This window comes from Pseudomonas sp. Pseusp15 (assembly GCF_059492165.1).
This window is the reverse complement of sequence record NZ_CP168523.1, coordinates 4,291,018-4,305,018: the sequence shown is the minus strand read 5'-3', so window position 1 is coordinate 4,305,018 and position 14,001 is coordinate 4,291,018. Positions and strand designations below refer to the sequence as shown.

Here is a 14,001-nt window from a genome sequence, read left to right as displayed (position 1 = left end):
CTTTTTTATGCGCGCTGAAGAGCCAATCTGGATTGGTGTCCAGCCCTTAAGCTGCTTGTTGAAACTGCTGCCGATACTGATTCGGCGACAACTCCGTATGCTGGCGGAACAGCCGGGCGAAGAAGCTCGCATCGTCGTATCCGACTTCATAGCTGATGGTCTTGATGCTCTTGCGGCTGCCGGACAACAAGCCCTTGGCGGTCTCGATGCGCAGGCGTTGCAGGTAATGCAGCGGTTTATCGCCGGTCGCGGTCTGGAAGCGTCGCATGAAGTTGCGGATGCTCATGCCGTGTTCGCGGGCCACGTCTTCGAAGCGGAATTTATCGGCGAAGTGTTCTTCGAGCCAATGCTGGATCTGCAGGATGATCACATCCTGGTGCAGTTTTTGCCCGCCGAAACCGATCCGCCCCGGCGCATAGCTGCGTTGTACTTCGTAGAGAATGTCGCGAGCCACGGCCTGGGCCACGTTGGCACCGCAAAAGCGCTCGATCAGGTAAATGTAGAGGTCGCAGGCCGAGGTGGTGCCGCCGGCGCAATACAGGTTGTCGGCGTCGGTCAGGTGTTTGTCCTGGTTGAGATGAACCTGCGGGAAGCGCTCAGCGAAAGCATTGAAGAAGCGCCAGTACGTGGTCGCTTCCTTGCCGTTGAGCAGTCCGGCTTCGGCGAGCCAGAACACCCCCGTGGCCTCGCCACACAGCACTGCCCCGCGGGCGTGTTGTTCGCGCAGCCACGGCAGGACCTGTGGATAACGTTTGCAGAGCGTGTCGAAATCGTCCCAGAAGGCGGGGAGGATGATGACGTCGGCATTTTCCAGGCCGCCGTCCACCGGCATGATCACGTCGCTGAAGCTGTTCACCGGTTTGCCGTCGGGGCTGACCAGCCGGGTTTCGAACGCCGGTGTCAGGCCGTGGCCCAGTTGTTTGCCATAGCGCAGGCTGGCCAGATGGAAGAAATCCTTGGCTTGCATGAGGGTGGAAGCGAAAACCCGGTCGATAGCCAGGATGCTGACGCGCCGCAAGGGCTTGGAGGCTTGGTTAGACATAATTCAACTTTATTCTTATAGGGGAAAGTGGTCACCAGACGGCTGGATCGTCTTATTTTTTGTCGGATGTGTCCAGTGTCCTGTATCGGAAGCGAGGCTTAGTCTCTGAAGATCAATTCCGTCTGACAATAACGACAGGTGACGCATGATCCCCAGAACCTTGTTCAGCCCCGAGCACGAACTTTTTCGCGACAGCGTGCGAACGTTCCTCGAAAAAGAGGCCGTGCCGTTCCATGGGCAATGGGAGAAACAAGGCTATATCGACCGCAATCTCTGGAACAAGGCGGGGGAGGCGGGGATGCTCTGTTCGCATCTGCCGGAAGAATACGGCGGGCTGGGGGCAGACTTTCTCTATAGCGCAGTGGTGATCGAGGAGGTCGGTCGTCTGGGGCTGACCGGGATCGGATTTTCTCTTCATTCGGACATTGTTGCGCCTTATATCCTGCATTACGGCGGTGAGGCGCTGAAACACAAATACCTGCCCAAGCTGGTGTCTGGCGAGATGGTCACTGCGATCGCCATGACCGAGCCGGGTGCTGGCTCCGACCTGCAGGGGGTGAAGACTACCGCGGTGCTGGAGGGCGACGAATACGTGATCAACGGTTCGAAGACTTTCATCACCAACGGCTTTCTGGCTGACCTGGTGATCGTCGTGGCCAAGACTGATCCGAAGGCGGGGGCGAAGGGCACCAGTCTGTTTCTGGTGGAGGCCAACACGCCGGGTTTCGCCAAGGGCAAGCGCCTGGAAAAGGTCGGCATGAAGGCTCAAGACACCTCGGAGCTGTTCTTCCAGGACGTTCGGGTGCCCAAGGAAAACCTGTTGGGCCAAGCGGGGATGGGCTTCGCTTACCTGATGCAGGAATTACCGCAGGAGCGCTTGACGGTCGCGGTGGGAGGCTTGGCGTCAGCCGAAGCGGCGTTGCAGTGGACGCTGGATTACACCCGTGAGCGCAAGGCTTTCGGCAAGGCCATCGCCGACTTCCAGAACACCCGCTTCAAGCTCGCTGAAATGGCGACCGAGATCCAGATCGGCCGGGTTTTCGTCGATCGCTGCCTGGAACTGCATCTGCAAGGCAAGCTCGACGTGCCGACGGCGGCGATGGCCAAGTACTGGGGCACCGACCTGCAATGCAAGGTGCTCGACGAATGCGTGCAGTTGCATGGCGGTTACGGATTCATGTGGGAATACCCGATCGCCCGGGCATGGGCGGATGCGCGGGTGCAGCGGATTTATGCCGGGACCAATGAAATCATGAAGGAGATTATTGCGCGGTCGCTGTAATGCAGCGTGATCGTCCCCATGCTCTGCGTGGGAATGCCGCCATGGACGCTCTGCGTCCGCTTCGGAAGTGACGCGGAGCGTCACGGGATGCATTCCCACGCAGAGCGTGGGAACGATCGTCGACGTAAGTTACGGTGCCGGATTCGGCTGATCCTGGTGTATCGCCTCAATGCCTGCCAGCACTTCATCCGACAGCTTCAAATCGACGCTGGCAATGTTGCTGTCCAGTTGCTCAAGCGTGGTGGCGCCAATGATGTTGCTGGTTACGAACGGTTGCTGCGTGACGAACGCCAGTGCCATCTGCGCCGGGTCCAGGCCGTGTTCACGAGCTAGTGCCACGTAACGGCTGCACGCTGCTTCCGACTGCGGGTTGAAATAGCGGCTGAAGCGGCTGTAGAGGCTCAGGCGACCTTTTGGCGGACGCGCGCCACCTTCGTACTTGCCCGACAGAAAGCCGAACGCCAGTGGCGAGTAGGCCAGCAAGCCACATTGTTCGCGGATGGCAATTTCCGCCAGGCCGACTTCGAAGCTGCGATTGAGCAGGTTGTAGGGGTTCTGGATGGATACCGCGCGAGGCCAGCCACGGGCTTCGGCGAGGGCAAGGAAGCGCATGGTGCCCCACGGGGTTTCGTTGGACAGGCCGATATGGCGGATCTTGCCAGCCTTGACCTGTTCGTCCAGCGCTTCGAGGGTGTCCTCCAGTGGCGTCAGATTGGCTTCGATCTTGTGTTTGTAACCGAGCTGGCCAAAGAAATTGGTACTGCGTTCCGGCCAGTGCAGTTGATAGAGGTCGATGTAATCGGTCTGCAAGCGCTTGAGGCTGGCGTCCACGGCTTCGCTGATGTGTTGGCGGTTGTGCCGCAGGTTTTTGTCGCGAATGTAGTCGATGGTGTTGCCGGGGCCGGCGATCTTGCTCGCCAGGATCCAGTCGGCGCGGTCGCCGCGACTTTTGAAGTAGTTGCCGATGTAGCGTTCGGTGGTGGCGTAGGTTTCGGCCTTGGGCGGCACCGGGTACATCTCGGCGGTGTCGATGAAATTGATCCCGGCGCCCTTGGCGCGTTCGATCTGGGCGAAGGCTTCAGCCTCACTGTTTTGCTCGCCCCAGGTCATGGTGCCGAGGCAGATGGCGCTCACGTTCAGATCGGTACGGCCTAGCTGGCGATAGTCCATCGGGTGCTCCTTGGGCAAAACAATCATAAAAGCAGGTTGAAATATTTTTCGCAATCTGCATAATTGCGCACCTCTTTCTGCAGTGGAAGTGATGCGCCGCCGCCGAAGAATCTTGCCGTTGAACGGACGCGCCGACCCGAGCCCCCGAAAGCGTCTGTATCCGGCTGCCTTTGACTTGTCAAAGTACGCACTATTCAGTAAGATCCGCCGTCTAATTTACAGGGCGGCCCCTGAGGCTATAAAGAATGAAAACTTTTACTGCTAAACCGGAAACAGTAAAGCGCGACTGGTTTGTCGTCGACGCTGCTGGTCAGACCCTGGGTCGTCTGGCCACTGAAATCGCGAGCCGTCTGCGTGGCAAGCACAAGGCTGAGTACACTCCTCACGTTGATACCGGCGACTACATCGTCGTAATCAACGCTGAGCAAGTACGTGTTACTGGCGCTAAAACCACTGACAAAATGTACTACTCCCACTCCGGTTTCCCGGGCGGCATCAAGTCGATCAACTTCGAAAAGCTGATCGCTAAAGCCCCTGAGCGCGTGATCGAGACCGCGGTCAAAGGCATGCTGCCTAAGAACCCGCTGGGTCGCGACATGTATCGTAAGCTGAAAGTCTATGCGGGCGCTGCTCACCCTCATACTGCTCAGCAGCCCCAAGAACTGAAGTTTTAACGGAATAGTTCATTATGTCGGCGACTCAAAATTACGGCACTGGCCGTCGCAAGACTGCAACCGCACGCGTTTTCCTGCGTCCGGGCACTGGTAACATCTCCATCAACAACCGTTCGCTGGATAATTTCTTCGGCCGCGAAACTGCCCGCATGGTAGTTCGTCAGCCGCTGGAATTGACTGAGACTGTCGAGAAGTTCGACATCTACGTCACCGTGATCGGCGGTGGTGTAAGTGGTCAAGCTGGCGCAATCCGCCACGGTATCACTCGCGCTCTGATGGACTACGACGAAACTCTGCGCTCTGCTCTGCGCAAAGCTGGCTTCGTAACCCGCGATGCACGTGAAGTTGAACGTAAGAAAGTCGGTCTGCGTAAAGCGCGTAAGCGTCCGCAGTACTCGAAGCGTTAATTCGCTTTCACGTTCAAAAAGAACGCCCAGTTTCCTTGCGAAGCTGGGCGTTTTTTTATGGGCGCTATTTATCAACGAATTGCGCTGTGACAACTTGCCACATCCGCAGAGGCCCTATACTACAAGGCTTGGCAGTGGAGCCCTTCGGTAATTACCTTGTCAGAATTGGGGCTTTTCATTACCATTCGGCAAAATTTTTATAAGTTCAGATTTTTACTTAGTAGACGCCTGATTTAACAGGCCACAAAGCTGATGGGAGAGGACTGAATGAGCAATGACGGCGTGAATGCAGGCCGGCGTCGCTTCTTGGTAGCAGCCACATCCGTGGTGGGTGCTGCAGGAGCGGTGGGGGCTGCGGTCCCGTTCGTGGGGTCATGGTTTCCCAGTGCCAAGGCGAAAGCCGCAGGTGCACCGGTGAAAGTGAATGTCAGCAAAATCGAGCCAGGCCAGCAAATGATTGCTGAGTGGCGCGGCCAGCCGGTGTTCATCGTCCGCCGTACCGAGGAAATCCTGGGGAATCTGAAAAAGATTGAGGGCCAGCTGTCTGACCCCGCCTCCAAGAACTCGACGCAACCGACCTATGTCGACCCGCAGACGCGTTCGATCAAGCCAGAAGTCCTGCTGCTGATCGGTATCTGCACTCACCTGGGGTGCTCGCCGACCTTCCGTCCAGAAGTGGCACCTGCCGATCTGGGCAAGGATTGGGTCGGGGGCTACTTCTGCCCTTGCCACGGTTCCCACTACGATTTGGCTGGCCGCGTCTACAAGTCGCAACCCGCGCCTTTGAACCTGCCAGTTCCCCCGCATTCCTATGAGACCGATGACATCATTGTCGTTGGCGTCGATACGGAGAAAGCGTGATGAGCAAGTTCATGGATTGGGTTGATGCGCGCTTCCCCGCGACCAAAATGTGGGAAGACCATCTCAGCAAGTATTACGCCCCGAAGAACTTCAACTTCTTCTATTTCTTTGGCTCCCTGGCGCTGCTCGTTCTGGTCAACCAGATCGTTACCGGTGTCTGGCTGACCATGAGCTATACCCCGTCGGCGGAAGAAGCATTCGCTTCCGTCGAATACATCATGCGCGACGTCGAGTACGGCTCGATCCTGCGTCTGCTGCACTCCACTGGCGCTTCGGCGTTCTTCATCGTGGTTTATCTGCACATGTTCCGTGGCCTGCTCTACGGTTCGTACCAGAAGCCGCGTGAGCTGGTGTGGGTGTTCGGCATGCTGATCTACCTGGCGCTGATGGCTGAAGCCTTCATGGGTTACCTGCTGCCGTGGGGCCAGATGTCCTACTGGGGCGCCCAGGTGATCATCTCGCTGTTCGGTGCGATCCCGGTCATCGGAAACGACCTGACCCAGTGGATCCGTGGTGACTACCTGATTTCCGGTATTACCCTGAACCGTTTCTTCGCCTTGCATGTGGTTGCCTTGCCGATCGTGATCCTTGGCCTGGTGGTGCTGCACATTCTGGCGTTGCACGAAGTGGGTTCGAACAACCCGGACGGCGTGGACATCAAGAAACACAAAGACGAAAACGGCGTACCGCTGGACGGTATTGCCTTCCATCCGTACTACACCGTGAAAGATATCGTCGGCGTGGTGGTGTTCCTGTTCATCTTCTGCGCGATCGTGTTCTTCTTCCCGGAAATGGGCGGCTACTTCCTCGAGAAGCCGAACTTTGAAGTGGCGAACGCCTTCAAGACCCCTGAGCACATCGCTCCGGTCTGGTACTTCACGCCGTTCTACGCGATTCTGCGGGCAGTTCCGGACAAGCTCCTGGGTGTTGTTGCCATGGGTGCTTCGATTGCCTTGCTGTTCGTCCTGCCCTGGCTTGACCGTAGCCCGGTCAAGTCCATGCGCTACAAGGGCTGGCTGAGCAAGATCTGGCTCTGGGTATTCTGCATCTCCTTCGTGATTCTTGGCTGGCTGGGCGTAATGGCGCCTACCCCGGAACGTACGTTGCTGTCGCAGGTTTGTACCTTCCTGTACTTCGCCTACTTCATTCTGATGCCGTTCTACACCAGGCTCGAGAAGACCAAACCGGTTCCGGAAAGGGTGACTGGCTGATGAAAAAACTATTTGCTGTACTGATTCTTGCTGCTCTGCCAGCACTGTCCTTCGCGGCCGAACACGGCGGCCCAGAGCTGGAAAAAGTCGACATCGACGTTTCCGACAAGGCTGCCATGCAGGATGGCGCACGTACGTTCGCCAACTATTGCATGGGCTGCCACAGTGCCAAGTTCCAGCGCTACGAGCGTGTCGCCGATGACCTGGGCATTCCTCACGAGCTGATGCTCGAGAAGCTGGTGTTCACTGGCGCCAAGATCGGCGACCACATGAGCATCGGCATGCAGCCGGCTGACGCCAAGACCTGGTTTGGTGCGGCGCCACCCGACCTGACACTGGTGGCTCGCGTTCGTGGCACGGATTGGCTCTATGGCTACCTGCGTTCGTTCTATGAAGACCCGTCGCGTCCATGGGGCGTGAACAACAAGGTGTTCCCGAACGTCGGCATGCCTAACGTTCTGGTCGGCTTGCAGGGTCGCCAGGTGGTAGGCTGTAAACAGGTTCAAGTCGTCGATGACGGCAAGAAGCAGTTCGATCCGCTGACCGGCACCGCTTTGACTCATGAAGCCTGCGATCAACTGACCGTATTGCCGAAAACCGGCACGCTGACCGAAGAGCAGTTCAACGAGAAGGTCAAGAATCTGGTGACCTTCCTGGCCTACTCGGCCAACCCGGTGAAGCTGCAGCATCAGCGCATCGGTACCTATGTGTTGCTGTACCTGGCGTTCTTCTTCGTATTCGCTTACTTGCTCAAGCGTGAATACTGGAAAGACGTCCATTGATAACGTTGTAAGCCATTGCTGTTAATCGCACGCGCCCAGGGGCGTCTCTGAAGGTGTAACGAGTCTGGTGATCCAGGCGTTACGGGAGGCGCCCTCTGGGCGCGCGTGTTTTTCCGTTTTCGATAATTTCAACAAGCGAGGAGGACCGCCATGGGCGTGACCAATCGGTTGGCCTGTTACTCCGACCCCGCCGACCACTATTCCCACCGAGTGCGCATCGTACTTGCAGAGAAGGGTGTCAGCGCCGAGATCATTTACGTGGAGGCTGGTCGTCAGCCGCCTAAACTGATTGAAGTGAACCCTTACGGAAGCCTGCCCACCCTGGTCGATCGTGACCTGGCGTTGTGGGAGTCGACCGTGGTGATGGAATATCTGGATGAGCGTTACCCGCATCCGCCACTACTGCCGGTTTATCCTGTGGCGCGTGCCAACAGTCGCCTGCTGATTCATCGAATTCAGCGTGATTGGTGTGGCCTGGTGGATCTGATTCTGGATTCGCGGACCAAGGAAGCAGCTCGCGTGGTGGCTCGTAAAGAGCTGCGCGAAAGCCTGACAGGCGTGTCGCCACTATTCGCCGACAAGCCGTTTTTCCTCAGTGAGGAACAAAGTCTGGTGGATTGCTGCCTACTACCAATACTCTGGCGATTGCCGATTTTGGGTATAGAACTGCCGCGGCCTGCCAAGCCGCTGCTTGATTACATGGAGCGCCAGTTTGCGCGTGAGGCTTTCCAGGCGAGTCTGTCTGGTGTCGAACGCGACATGCGCTAAGGCTTAAGGAGCCGCTATGAACTCCAGTCGACCTTATCTGGTCCGCGCGCTCTACGAGTGGATTGTGGACAACGATTGCACCCCGCACATGCTGGTCAATTCCGAGTATCCGTCGGTACAGGTGCCTCAGGGTTTTGCCAGTGACGGGCAGATTGTCCTGAACGTATCCCCGGCAGCCGTGCGTCATTTGCACATGGATAACGAGGCGGTCAGTTTCGAAGGGCGCTTCGGTGGCGTGCCGCACACCCTGTACGTGCCTATCGCGTCGATCCTGGGCATTTACGCTCGGGAGAACGGCCAGGGCATGGTGTTCGATATGGAATCGCCGCTAGAGGACGAGGAAGACATCGAGCCGGATGATGATGTTCCGCCACCCGACAGCGAGCCACCGCGTCCCAGCGGTCGACCCAGTTTGAAGGTGGTGAAGTAATAAAAAAGGCGATCCGCAAGGATCGCCTTTTTTATTACTGTTGGAGCCAGGCTTGCCGGCGAAGGCGATCTCAAGGATGCCATCGCGTAAGCAAGTATCAGTCGATGTACTCAAACAGCTTCACAATCTTCTGCACGCCAGAAACGCCTTGCACCAGATTGGTCGCCTGCGCCGCTTCCTGCTTGGTCAGCAGGCCGAGCAGATAAACGATGCCGTTCTCGGTCACAACCTTGATGCGCGAGCCCGGGATGGAGGGGTCGGTGAGCATCTGAGTCTTGATCTTGGTGGTCAGCCAAGTGTCGTTCTGGCGTGCCAGCAGCGAGGAGGGCTGCAGCACTTGCAGTTCGTTGTGCACCTTCTTCACGCGCTGAACGGAGGCGGCGACCTGTTCGGCCTTGGCCTTGAGGTCGGCGCGCGGGGTTTGCCCGGCGAGCAACACAACACCGTTGAAGCTGGTTACGACGATGTGCGAATCGTTGTCCAGGGCCGGATCGGCCTTGGCGATGTTCACGCCGACCTTGGTGTCGATCAGAGAGTCGTCGATCTTGCTGCCGAAGGTGCGCGTACCGCGGTCATCTTCGATCGGCGCTTCACGGCTGGCGTTAACCACTGATGTGCAGCCGCTGATGCCGAGGCACAGGGTCAAGGCCAGAAGGCTTAGGCGATTAGGGGTCATTCTTCACTCCCGAACAGTTGGCTGTCGATCAGATCGCAAAGGCAATGGATCGCCAGCAGGTGGACTTCCTGAATACGTGCAGTGACATTGGCCGGTACGCGAATCTCGACGTCTTCAGGCAATAGCAGCGATGCCATGCCGCCGCCATCGCGACCCGTCAATGCTACGACAATCATTTCACGATCATGTGCGGCCTGGATCGCTTGAATAATGTTCGCCGAGTTGCCGCTGGTGGAAATCGCCAGCAATACGTCGCCCGGCTGGCCGAGGGCGCGGATCTGTTTGGAGAAGATTTCGTTGTAGCTGTAATCGTTGGCAATCGAGGTGATCGTCGAGCTGTCGGTGGTCAGCGCAATGGCTGGCAGGCTCGGACGTTCACGCTCGAAGCGATTGAGCAGCTCGGACGAAAAGTGCTGTGCATCGCCGGCGGAGCCACCGTTGCCGCACGAAAGCATTTTGCCCTCGTTGAGCAGGGCGTTGACCATCACCTGGCTGGCTTGCTCGATGTGCGGTGCAAGTACGTCCATCGCCATTTGCTTGGTGTCGATACTGGCCTGAAAAAGCTGGCGAATTCGGGATTGCATGTCCATCTGTGTGACCTTAATTAGCGCGGCTACTTGGCACATGAATGTGCAGCCCGCAAAGCAAAGAGCAAAAGTGTTGGGTGTAGGTGTCCGGTTCGGGGCGCAAGCGATCAGCAGTCGAAGGCATTTTGCATCCAGTTCAACTGATCGAGGCTGCTGTCGATGGCAACCACGTCGAAGCGGCAGGGGGAATCGGCCCAACGCGACTCGCGCTGAAGAAAATACTGCGCGGCGAAAATCAGTTTCTGCCGTTTGCGCCCATCGATGCTATCGAGCGCGCCACCCCATTGGGTGTTTTTTCTGTAGCGGACTTCGACGAATACTACTGTATCGCCATCAAGCATGACCAGATCAAGCTCGCCGCGTTTGCATAACCAGTTCTGCGCCAGCAGGCGCAGACCTTGTTGCTGAAGATGCTCGAGCGCATGGCGCTCGGCATCCTTACCGCTTTGCTGGCGTGACCTGTCGGGCATCAGTGCGAGGTGTCCGGCAGGCGTTGAACCTGACCGTTGACGAACTCTGCCCATGGCAACTGACGCACGACCCGTTGATTCTGAGTCATGCCCAGGCTGCCCGATTGACCTTCGATGCGGCTGTCCGGCAAGGCCTTGAGTTGCCCCAGGCGTGGTGCCAGGCGATAGGCGTCAACGCCCATCGCGTATAGACGGCCCAGGCTGCCAGCGGCTTGTGGCCATTGTGCGGTGACCTGTTTGCGCAGCGGGTCGTTGGCATCCAGCAGCCATGGGGTTTCGCAGAAGCGAATACCGTTCATGTCGTTGTACTGGTTCTGGTCGCCGCTGGCGCTGAACACGTGGGAGGTGGCGTAAACCGGCACGTCACCCGCGTACTGGAAGTTCAGGGTCGGTTTGATCTGTTGAGCCTGTTGCGGCGTCGCGGCCAGGAAGATGAACTCGATGTCCTGACGACGCGAAGGCTGGGCAGCTACCTGTGAGCCAACGGTGTTTTGCAGGCTCTTGGCGCGGCCTTCGCTCTGACGCAGCTGGAACATGTCGGCAATTTGCTGGGCCAGTTGCACCGGTTGGTCGACGCGCTCGGTCGCGACAATGCTGCCGCCGTTGGCTTGCCAATCCTGGCTGAATGCTCTGAGTACGCGGTCACCCCATTCGCCTTTCGGCACCATGATGGCGGCGCGATGCAGGCCATCGGCGCGCGCACGACGGGATACTTCGCGGGCTTCGTCTTCAGCGGCAAGGCCGAATTGGAACAGCTGGGCCGGACCTTGTTCGCCTTCGCTGTAGTTCAGCGCCAGGGTGGTGATCGGTAGTTGCGGGCGAGCGCTGAGCTGTTTGACCAGCGGTTTTTCCAGCGGCCCGACCACCAATTGCACGCCGTCGGCCTGGGCCTTGCGATAGAACTCGTCAAGGGAGGTCAGGCGCGAGCTGTCATAGAACTCGATGGCTGGCGGCTTCTGCCCGGCTTGTTGCGCCTGGTAGTGTGCGGCCATGAAACCTTCGCGCAATGCTTTGCCGACCGAGGCCAGCGGGCCGTCTTGCGGCAGCAGCAGGGCAATCTTGCTCAGGGGCTGGCTGGCCAGATCCTTGAGTTTGGTCAATGGCAGCGGCAGCTGGATGGCGGCCGGGTGCTTTGGATTGTTCGCGCGCCAGTTGTCGATCGCGGCTTGCTGCTGTTCCAGGGTGCCGGCTGTTTTCACTGCCCGGGCCAGGCTCAACCAGCCGCCGAGGTCGTCGTCGGTGGTCGGCTGCAATTGATCGGTCGGCAGTGAAGCGATCAGGGTCCAGATCGCTTCGTGGTTTTTGCTCGCAGCTTGATCGCTCAGCATGGGGGCGATGAAAATGCGCTCCCGTGCGGCGGCCAGGGTCTGGCCGTCGGCCTCAAGGGCGCGGGCATGGACGGTGCCGGTGCGAACCTGTTGTTCGGCTGGCAGTTCGCTCAGGCGTTGCAGGCTCGGATGGCTCAGGGCCGTCAGCGCCGCTTTGGGCTGATTGCGCACCATGGCCAATTCAGCCGCCAGGGTGCTGGCGAAGACCTGTTGGCCAGGCTTGAGTTGTTCCATCGGTACTTGTTGCAGAATTTGCGCGGATTGGCCGGCATTGCCCTGACGATAAGCCAGGTCTGCCGCGCTCAAGCGCAGCAAGGCTGCCTTGTCCGGCGTTTTACTTTGAGTGGCCTGTTCGAGCAGTTGCTCGACACTGGCATCCGGGGTCCGTGGAAGTTCGCCAAGGCTGGAGGAGGGCGAGCTGGCGCAAGCCGCCAGCAAGGCAGCGAGGCAGAGGGCAGAGAACAGCCGCAGGCAAGCGATCATGTAAGTGTTCCTGATACTCGATCAAATAAGCGTGGAATTGTACCCAAGCGCTGGCCGGGGCGCGATGTTACTGGCGTGAATCGATCAATTTAGCTCATGCAAATGTTGCGACACTGCACAAAAGGCTGGAAAACCGAGGGTTGCTTGCAGGTATCGCGAATGTCGCTACGCGCTACAATGGCGGCTTTTACCGATCATGAGGTGTGCGCTTTGACTGCTCCAGGTGCTTTGAATTCCGCTGCTGGCTCGCTTTATGTGGTGGCGACGCCCATCGGCAACCTGGACGACATCAGTGCGCGTGCGCTGAAGATCCTGCGCGAGGTTTCGTTGATTGCTGCCGAAGACACTCGCCATTCCCAGCGATTGATGCAGCACTTCGGTATCCCCACGCCGCTGGCGGCCTGCCATGAACACAACGAGAGGGATGAAGGCAGTCGCTTTATCACTCGCTTGCTCGCTGGCGACGATGTGGCATTGATCTCCGATGCCGGGACACCGCTGATTTCCGATCCGGGTTATCACCTGGTGCGTCAGGCCCGTGCCGCAGGGATCAATGTGGTGCCGGTTCCGGGGGCCTGTGCATTGATTGCGGCGCTCTCGGCGGCGGGGTTGCCATCGGACCGTTTCATCTTCGAAGGGTTTCTACCGGCCAAGGCTGTCGGCCGACGCGCTCGCCTGGAACTGATAAAAGAAGAGCCGCGCACGCTGATCTTTTATGAAGCTCCACACCGCATCCTTGAATGCCTGCAAGACATGGAGCTGGTATTCGGCGCCGATCGTCCGGCATTGCTGGCGCGCGAGTTGACCAAGACCTTCGAAACCCTTAAAGGCTTGCCGCTGGCCGAGCTGCGCGAGTTCGTCGAATCGGACAGCAACCAGCAGCGCGGCGAGTGCGTAGTGCTGGTCGCTGGCTGGTCTGCTCCCGAGACTGAGGACGCTGTCAGCAGCGAAGCCATGCGTATTCTCAATCTGCTGCTTGAAGAAATGCCGCTCAAGCGTGCGGCGGCATTGGCGGCGCAAATTACTGGCGAGCGCAAGAATGTGCTCTATCAGGTTGCGCTGGATAAGCAGAAGGGCGAGTAAAAAAGCGACGCGCAGCGCCGGCCAGAGGCTTTTAGAGCTTGTTCTTCGACCGCTCTGCCGTTAATCTTCGCGGCGGAGAGTCGATCGGACAGTCGCTGCCCTCTATGAAAATTAGGGGGGGGAGGAAAGTCCGGGCTCCATAGGGCGAAGTGCCAGGTAATGCCTGGGAGGCGTGAGCCTACGGAAAGTGCCACAGAAAATAACCGCCTAAGCGCTTCGGCGCCGGTAAGGGTGAAAAGGTGCGGTAAGAGCGCACCGCACGTCTGGCAACAGTTCGTGGCTAGGTAAACCCCACTTGGAGCAAGACCAAATAGGGTCCCAAGGCGTGGCCCGCGCTGGGACCGGGTAGGTTGCTAAAGATGTCCAGTGATGGCCATCGTAGACGAATGACTGTTCAAGACAGAACCCGGCTTACAGATCGACTCTCCACCTTTTTTTCTCTCTGCTTCAATCATTGGCAGCGATATGCGTAATGGCAGTTTCCCTCCCTGCTGAATCAATAGCAGAAGCGCTTTTGTAATACCGAAAAAATCTTACTCTTAACAAACTACTTTAACTTCTGAACGCAGCCTTCTGTGCTGATTCAAGTTATTGAACGAATTCATCCGCCAGATTCTCGTTTCCCCTCCTTTTACACTCCTAAATCTCCGTTCTGTAAGGCTTTTCCTTCTATCCGCGCCTTGACGGTGTGGTGGGCGCATTCCTATAGTGTGCGCAAGTGGCGGAAAGTGGCATGAAGTGGGTTTT

General features: G+C 58.0%; 15 protein-coding genes and 1 other RNA gene. 10 read left to right on the top strand and 6 right to left on the bottom strand.

The features are described 5' to 3' along the window. Nucleotides 1-46: 46 nt before the first annotated feature. Nucleotides 47-943, bottom strand: a complete 897-nt coding sequence (locus ACEN8R_RS19560; protein WP_172901249.1) for a GlxA family transcriptional regulator — start codon at nucleotides 941-943, stop codon at nucleotides 47-49. A 244-nt stretch (nucleotides 944-1,187) separates the two neighbouring features. Between ACEN8R_RS19560 and ACEN8R_RS19555 the strand changes: the two genes are divergently transcribed. Further along, entirely contained in the window at nucleotides 1,188-2,324 is a 1,137-nt protein-coding gene (locus ACEN8R_RS19555; RefSeq protein WP_495624266.1) for an acyl-CoA dehydrogenase family protein, read from the top strand. A gap of 129 nt (nucleotides 2,325-2,453) precedes the next feature. Here ACEN8R_RS19555 and ACEN8R_RS19550 read toward each other — a convergent pair whose 3' ends face one another. Continuing rightward, nucleotides 2,454-3,494 carry an NADP(H)-dependent aldo-keto reductase gene (locus ACEN8R_RS19550; protein WP_495020088.1) on the bottom strand — a complete coding sequence of 347 codons (1,041 nt, stop codon included), beginning with the start codon at nucleotides 3,492-3,494 and terminating at the stop codon, nucleotides 2,454-2,456. 245 nt (nucleotides 3,495-3,739) lie between these two features. Here ACEN8R_RS19550 and rplM point away from each other — a divergent pair, with 245 nt between their 5' ends. The 7 genes from rplM to ACEN8R_RS19515 all read left to right on the top strand — a co-directional run bounded on the left by rplM (nucleotide 3,740) and on the right by ACEN8R_RS19515 (nucleotide 8,627). Then, on the top strand, nucleotides 3,740-4,168 hold the full coding sequence (gene rplM, locus ACEN8R_RS19545) for a 50S ribosomal protein L13 (protein ID WP_007939824.1): 429 nt from the start codon (nucleotides 3,740-3,742) through the stop codon (nucleotides 4,166-4,168). Nucleotides 4,169-4,182: 14 nt separating this feature from the next. Next, entirely contained in the window at nucleotides 4,183-4,575 is a 393-nt protein-coding gene (rpsI, locus tag ACEN8R_RS19540; RefSeq protein ID WP_003228056.1) for a 30S ribosomal protein S9, read from the top strand. A 267-nt stretch (nucleotides 4,576-4,842) separates the two neighbouring features. Then, nucleotides 4,843-5,436 carry a ubiquinol-cytochrome c reductase iron-sulfur subunit gene (gene petA, locus ACEN8R_RS19535; RefSeq protein WP_007939825.1) on the top strand — a complete coding sequence of 198 codons (594 nt, stop codon included), beginning with the start codon at nucleotides 4,843-4,845 and terminating at the stop codon, nucleotides 5,434-5,436. Beyond that, the gene (locus ACEN8R_RS19530) at nucleotides 5,436-6,647 is read left to right on the top strand and encodes a cytochrome b (protein WP_018930119.1); all 1,212 of its coding nucleotides are present in this window, start codon (nucleotides 5,436-5,438) and stop codon (nucleotides 6,645-6,647) included. Before petA ends, ACEN8R_RS19530 begins: the two co-directional genes overlap by 1 nt. After that, nucleotides 6,647-7,429 (top strand): cytochrome c1, encoded by a 783-nt coding sequence (locus ACEN8R_RS19525; RefSeq protein ID WP_018930120.1) that lies wholly within the window; start codon nucleotides 6,647-6,649, stop codon nucleotides 7,427-7,429. Before ACEN8R_RS19530 ends, ACEN8R_RS19525 begins: the two co-directional genes overlap by 1 nt. 150 nt (nucleotides 7,430-7,579) lie before the next feature. Beyond that, nucleotides 7,580-8,197 carry a glutathione S-transferase N-terminal domain-containing protein gene (locus ACEN8R_RS19520; RefSeq protein ID WP_007939828.1) on the top strand — a complete coding sequence of 206 codons (618 nt, stop codon included), beginning with the start codon at nucleotides 7,580-7,582 and terminating at the stop codon, nucleotides 8,195-8,197. A 16-nt stretch (nucleotides 8,198-8,213) separates the two neighbouring features. Continuing rightward, the gene (locus ACEN8R_RS19515) at nucleotides 8,214-8,627 is read left to right on the top strand and encodes a ClpXP protease specificity-enhancing factor (RefSeq protein WP_018930121.1); all 414 of its coding nucleotides are present in this window, start codon (nucleotides 8,214-8,216) and stop codon (nucleotides 8,625-8,627) included. 97 nt (nucleotides 8,628-8,724) lie between these two features. Here the strand turns inward: ACEN8R_RS19515 and ACEN8R_RS19510 are convergent, their stop codons facing one another. The 4 genes from ACEN8R_RS19510 to ACEN8R_RS19495 all read right to left on the bottom strand — a co-directional run bounded on the left by ACEN8R_RS19510 (nucleotide 8,725) and on the right by ACEN8R_RS19495 (nucleotide 12,171). Further along, a complete protein-coding gene (locus ACEN8R_RS19510) occupies nucleotides 8,725-9,303 on the bottom strand; it encodes a BON domain-containing protein (RefSeq protein WP_018930122.1) in 579 nt (192 codons plus the stop codon). Then, nucleotides 9,300-9,893: a phosphoheptose isomerase gene (locus ACEN8R_RS19505; protein WP_008025961.1), complete on the bottom strand. Its 594-nt coding sequence runs from the start codon at nucleotides 9,891-9,893 to the stop codon at nucleotides 9,300-9,302. Before ACEN8R_RS19505 ends, ACEN8R_RS19510 begins: the two co-directional genes overlap by 4 nt. 104 nt (nucleotides 9,894-9,997) lie before the next feature. Beyond that, nucleotides 9,998-10,360 carry a YraN family protein gene (locus ACEN8R_RS19500; RefSeq protein WP_018930123.1) on the bottom strand — a complete coding sequence of 121 codons (363 nt, stop codon included), beginning with the start codon at nucleotides 10,358-10,360 and terminating at the stop codon, nucleotides 9,998-10,000. Continuing rightward, nucleotides 10,360-12,171 carry a penicillin-binding protein activator gene (locus ACEN8R_RS19495; RefSeq protein ID WP_018930124.1) on the bottom strand — a complete coding sequence of 604 codons (1,812 nt, stop codon included), beginning with the start codon at nucleotides 12,169-12,171 and terminating at the stop codon, nucleotides 10,360-10,362. The genes ACEN8R_RS19500 and ACEN8R_RS19495 overlap by 1 nt, the downstream gene beginning before the upstream one ends. 177 nt (nucleotides 12,172-12,348) lie before the next feature. Here ACEN8R_RS19495 and rsmI point away from each other — a divergent pair, with 177 nt between their 5' ends. Further along, nucleotides 12,349-13,254: a 16S rRNA (cytidine(1402)-2'-O)-methyltransferase gene (gene rsmI, locus ACEN8R_RS19490; RefSeq protein ID WP_018930125.1), complete on the top strand. Its 906-nt coding sequence runs from the start codon at nucleotides 12,349-12,351 to the stop codon at nucleotides 13,252-13,254. A 76-nt stretch (nucleotides 13,255-13,330) separates the two neighbouring features. Further along, an RNA gene (rnpB, locus tag ACEN8R_RS19485) (RNase P RNA component class A) lies at nucleotides 13,331-13,684 on the top strand. The last annotated feature ends 317 nt before the right edge of the window (nucleotides 13,685-14,001 follow it).

What these genes read in the sequence shown, in the direction of transcription:
- ACEN8R_RS19530 (WP_018930119.1), top strand. Translation starts at nt 5,436, where the DNA reads ATGAGCAAGTTCATGGATTGGGTTGATGCGCGCTTCCCCGCGACCAAA.
- ACEN8R_RS19525 (WP_018930120.1), top strand. Translation starts at nt 6,647, where the DNA reads ATGAAAAAACTATTTGCTGTACTGATTCTTGCTGCTCTGCCAGCACTG.
- petA (WP_007939825.1), top strand. Translation starts at nt 4,843, where the DNA reads ATGAGCAATGACGGCGTGAATGCAGGCCGGCGTCGCTTCTTGGTAGCA.
- rsmI (WP_018930125.1), top strand. Translation starts at nt 12,349, where the DNA reads ATGGCGGCTTTTACCGATCATGAGGTGTGCGCTTTGACTGCTCCAGGT.
- ACEN8R_RS19505 (WP_008025961.1), bottom strand. Translation starts at nt 9,893, where the DNA reads ATGGACATGCAATCCCGAATTCGCCAGCTTTTTCAGGCCAGTATCGAC.
- rplM (WP_007939824.1), top strand. Translation starts at nt 3,740, where the DNA reads ATGAAAACTTTTACTGCTAAACCGGAAACAGTAAAGCGCGACTGGTTT.
- ACEN8R_RS19500 (WP_018930123.1), bottom strand. Translation starts at nt 10,360, where the DNA reads ATGCCCGACAGGTCACGCCAGCAAAGCGGTAAGGATGCCGAGCGCCAT.
- ACEN8R_RS19510 (WP_018930122.1), bottom strand. Translation starts at nt 9,303, where the DNA reads ATGACCCCTAATCGCCTAAGCCTTCTGGCCTTGACCCTGTGCCTCGGC.
- ACEN8R_RS19520 (WP_007939828.1), top strand. Translation starts at nt 7,580, where the DNA reads ATGGGCGTGACCAATCGGTTGGCCTGTTACTCCGACCCCGCCGACCAC.
- ACEN8R_RS19495 (WP_018930124.1), bottom strand. Translation starts at nt 12,171, where the DNA reads ATGATCGCTTGCCTGCGGCTGTTCTCTGCCCTCTGCCTCGCTGCCTTG.
- ACEN8R_RS19550 (WP_495020088.1), bottom strand. Translation starts at nt 3,494, where the DNA reads ATGGACTATCGCCAGCTAGGCCGTACCGATCTGAACGTGAGCGCCATC.
- ACEN8R_RS19555 (WP_495624266.1), top strand. Translation starts at nt 1,188, where the DNA reads ATGATCCCCAGAACCTTGTTCAGCCCCGAGCACGAACTTTTTCGCGAC.
- rpsI (WP_003228056.1), top strand. Translation starts at nt 4,183, where the DNA reads ATGTCGGCGACTCAAAATTACGGCACTGGCCGTCGCAAGACTGCAACC.
- ACEN8R_RS19515 (WP_018930121.1), top strand. Translation starts at nt 8,214, where the DNA reads ATGAACTCCAGTCGACCTTATCTGGTCCGCGCGCTCTACGAGTGGATT.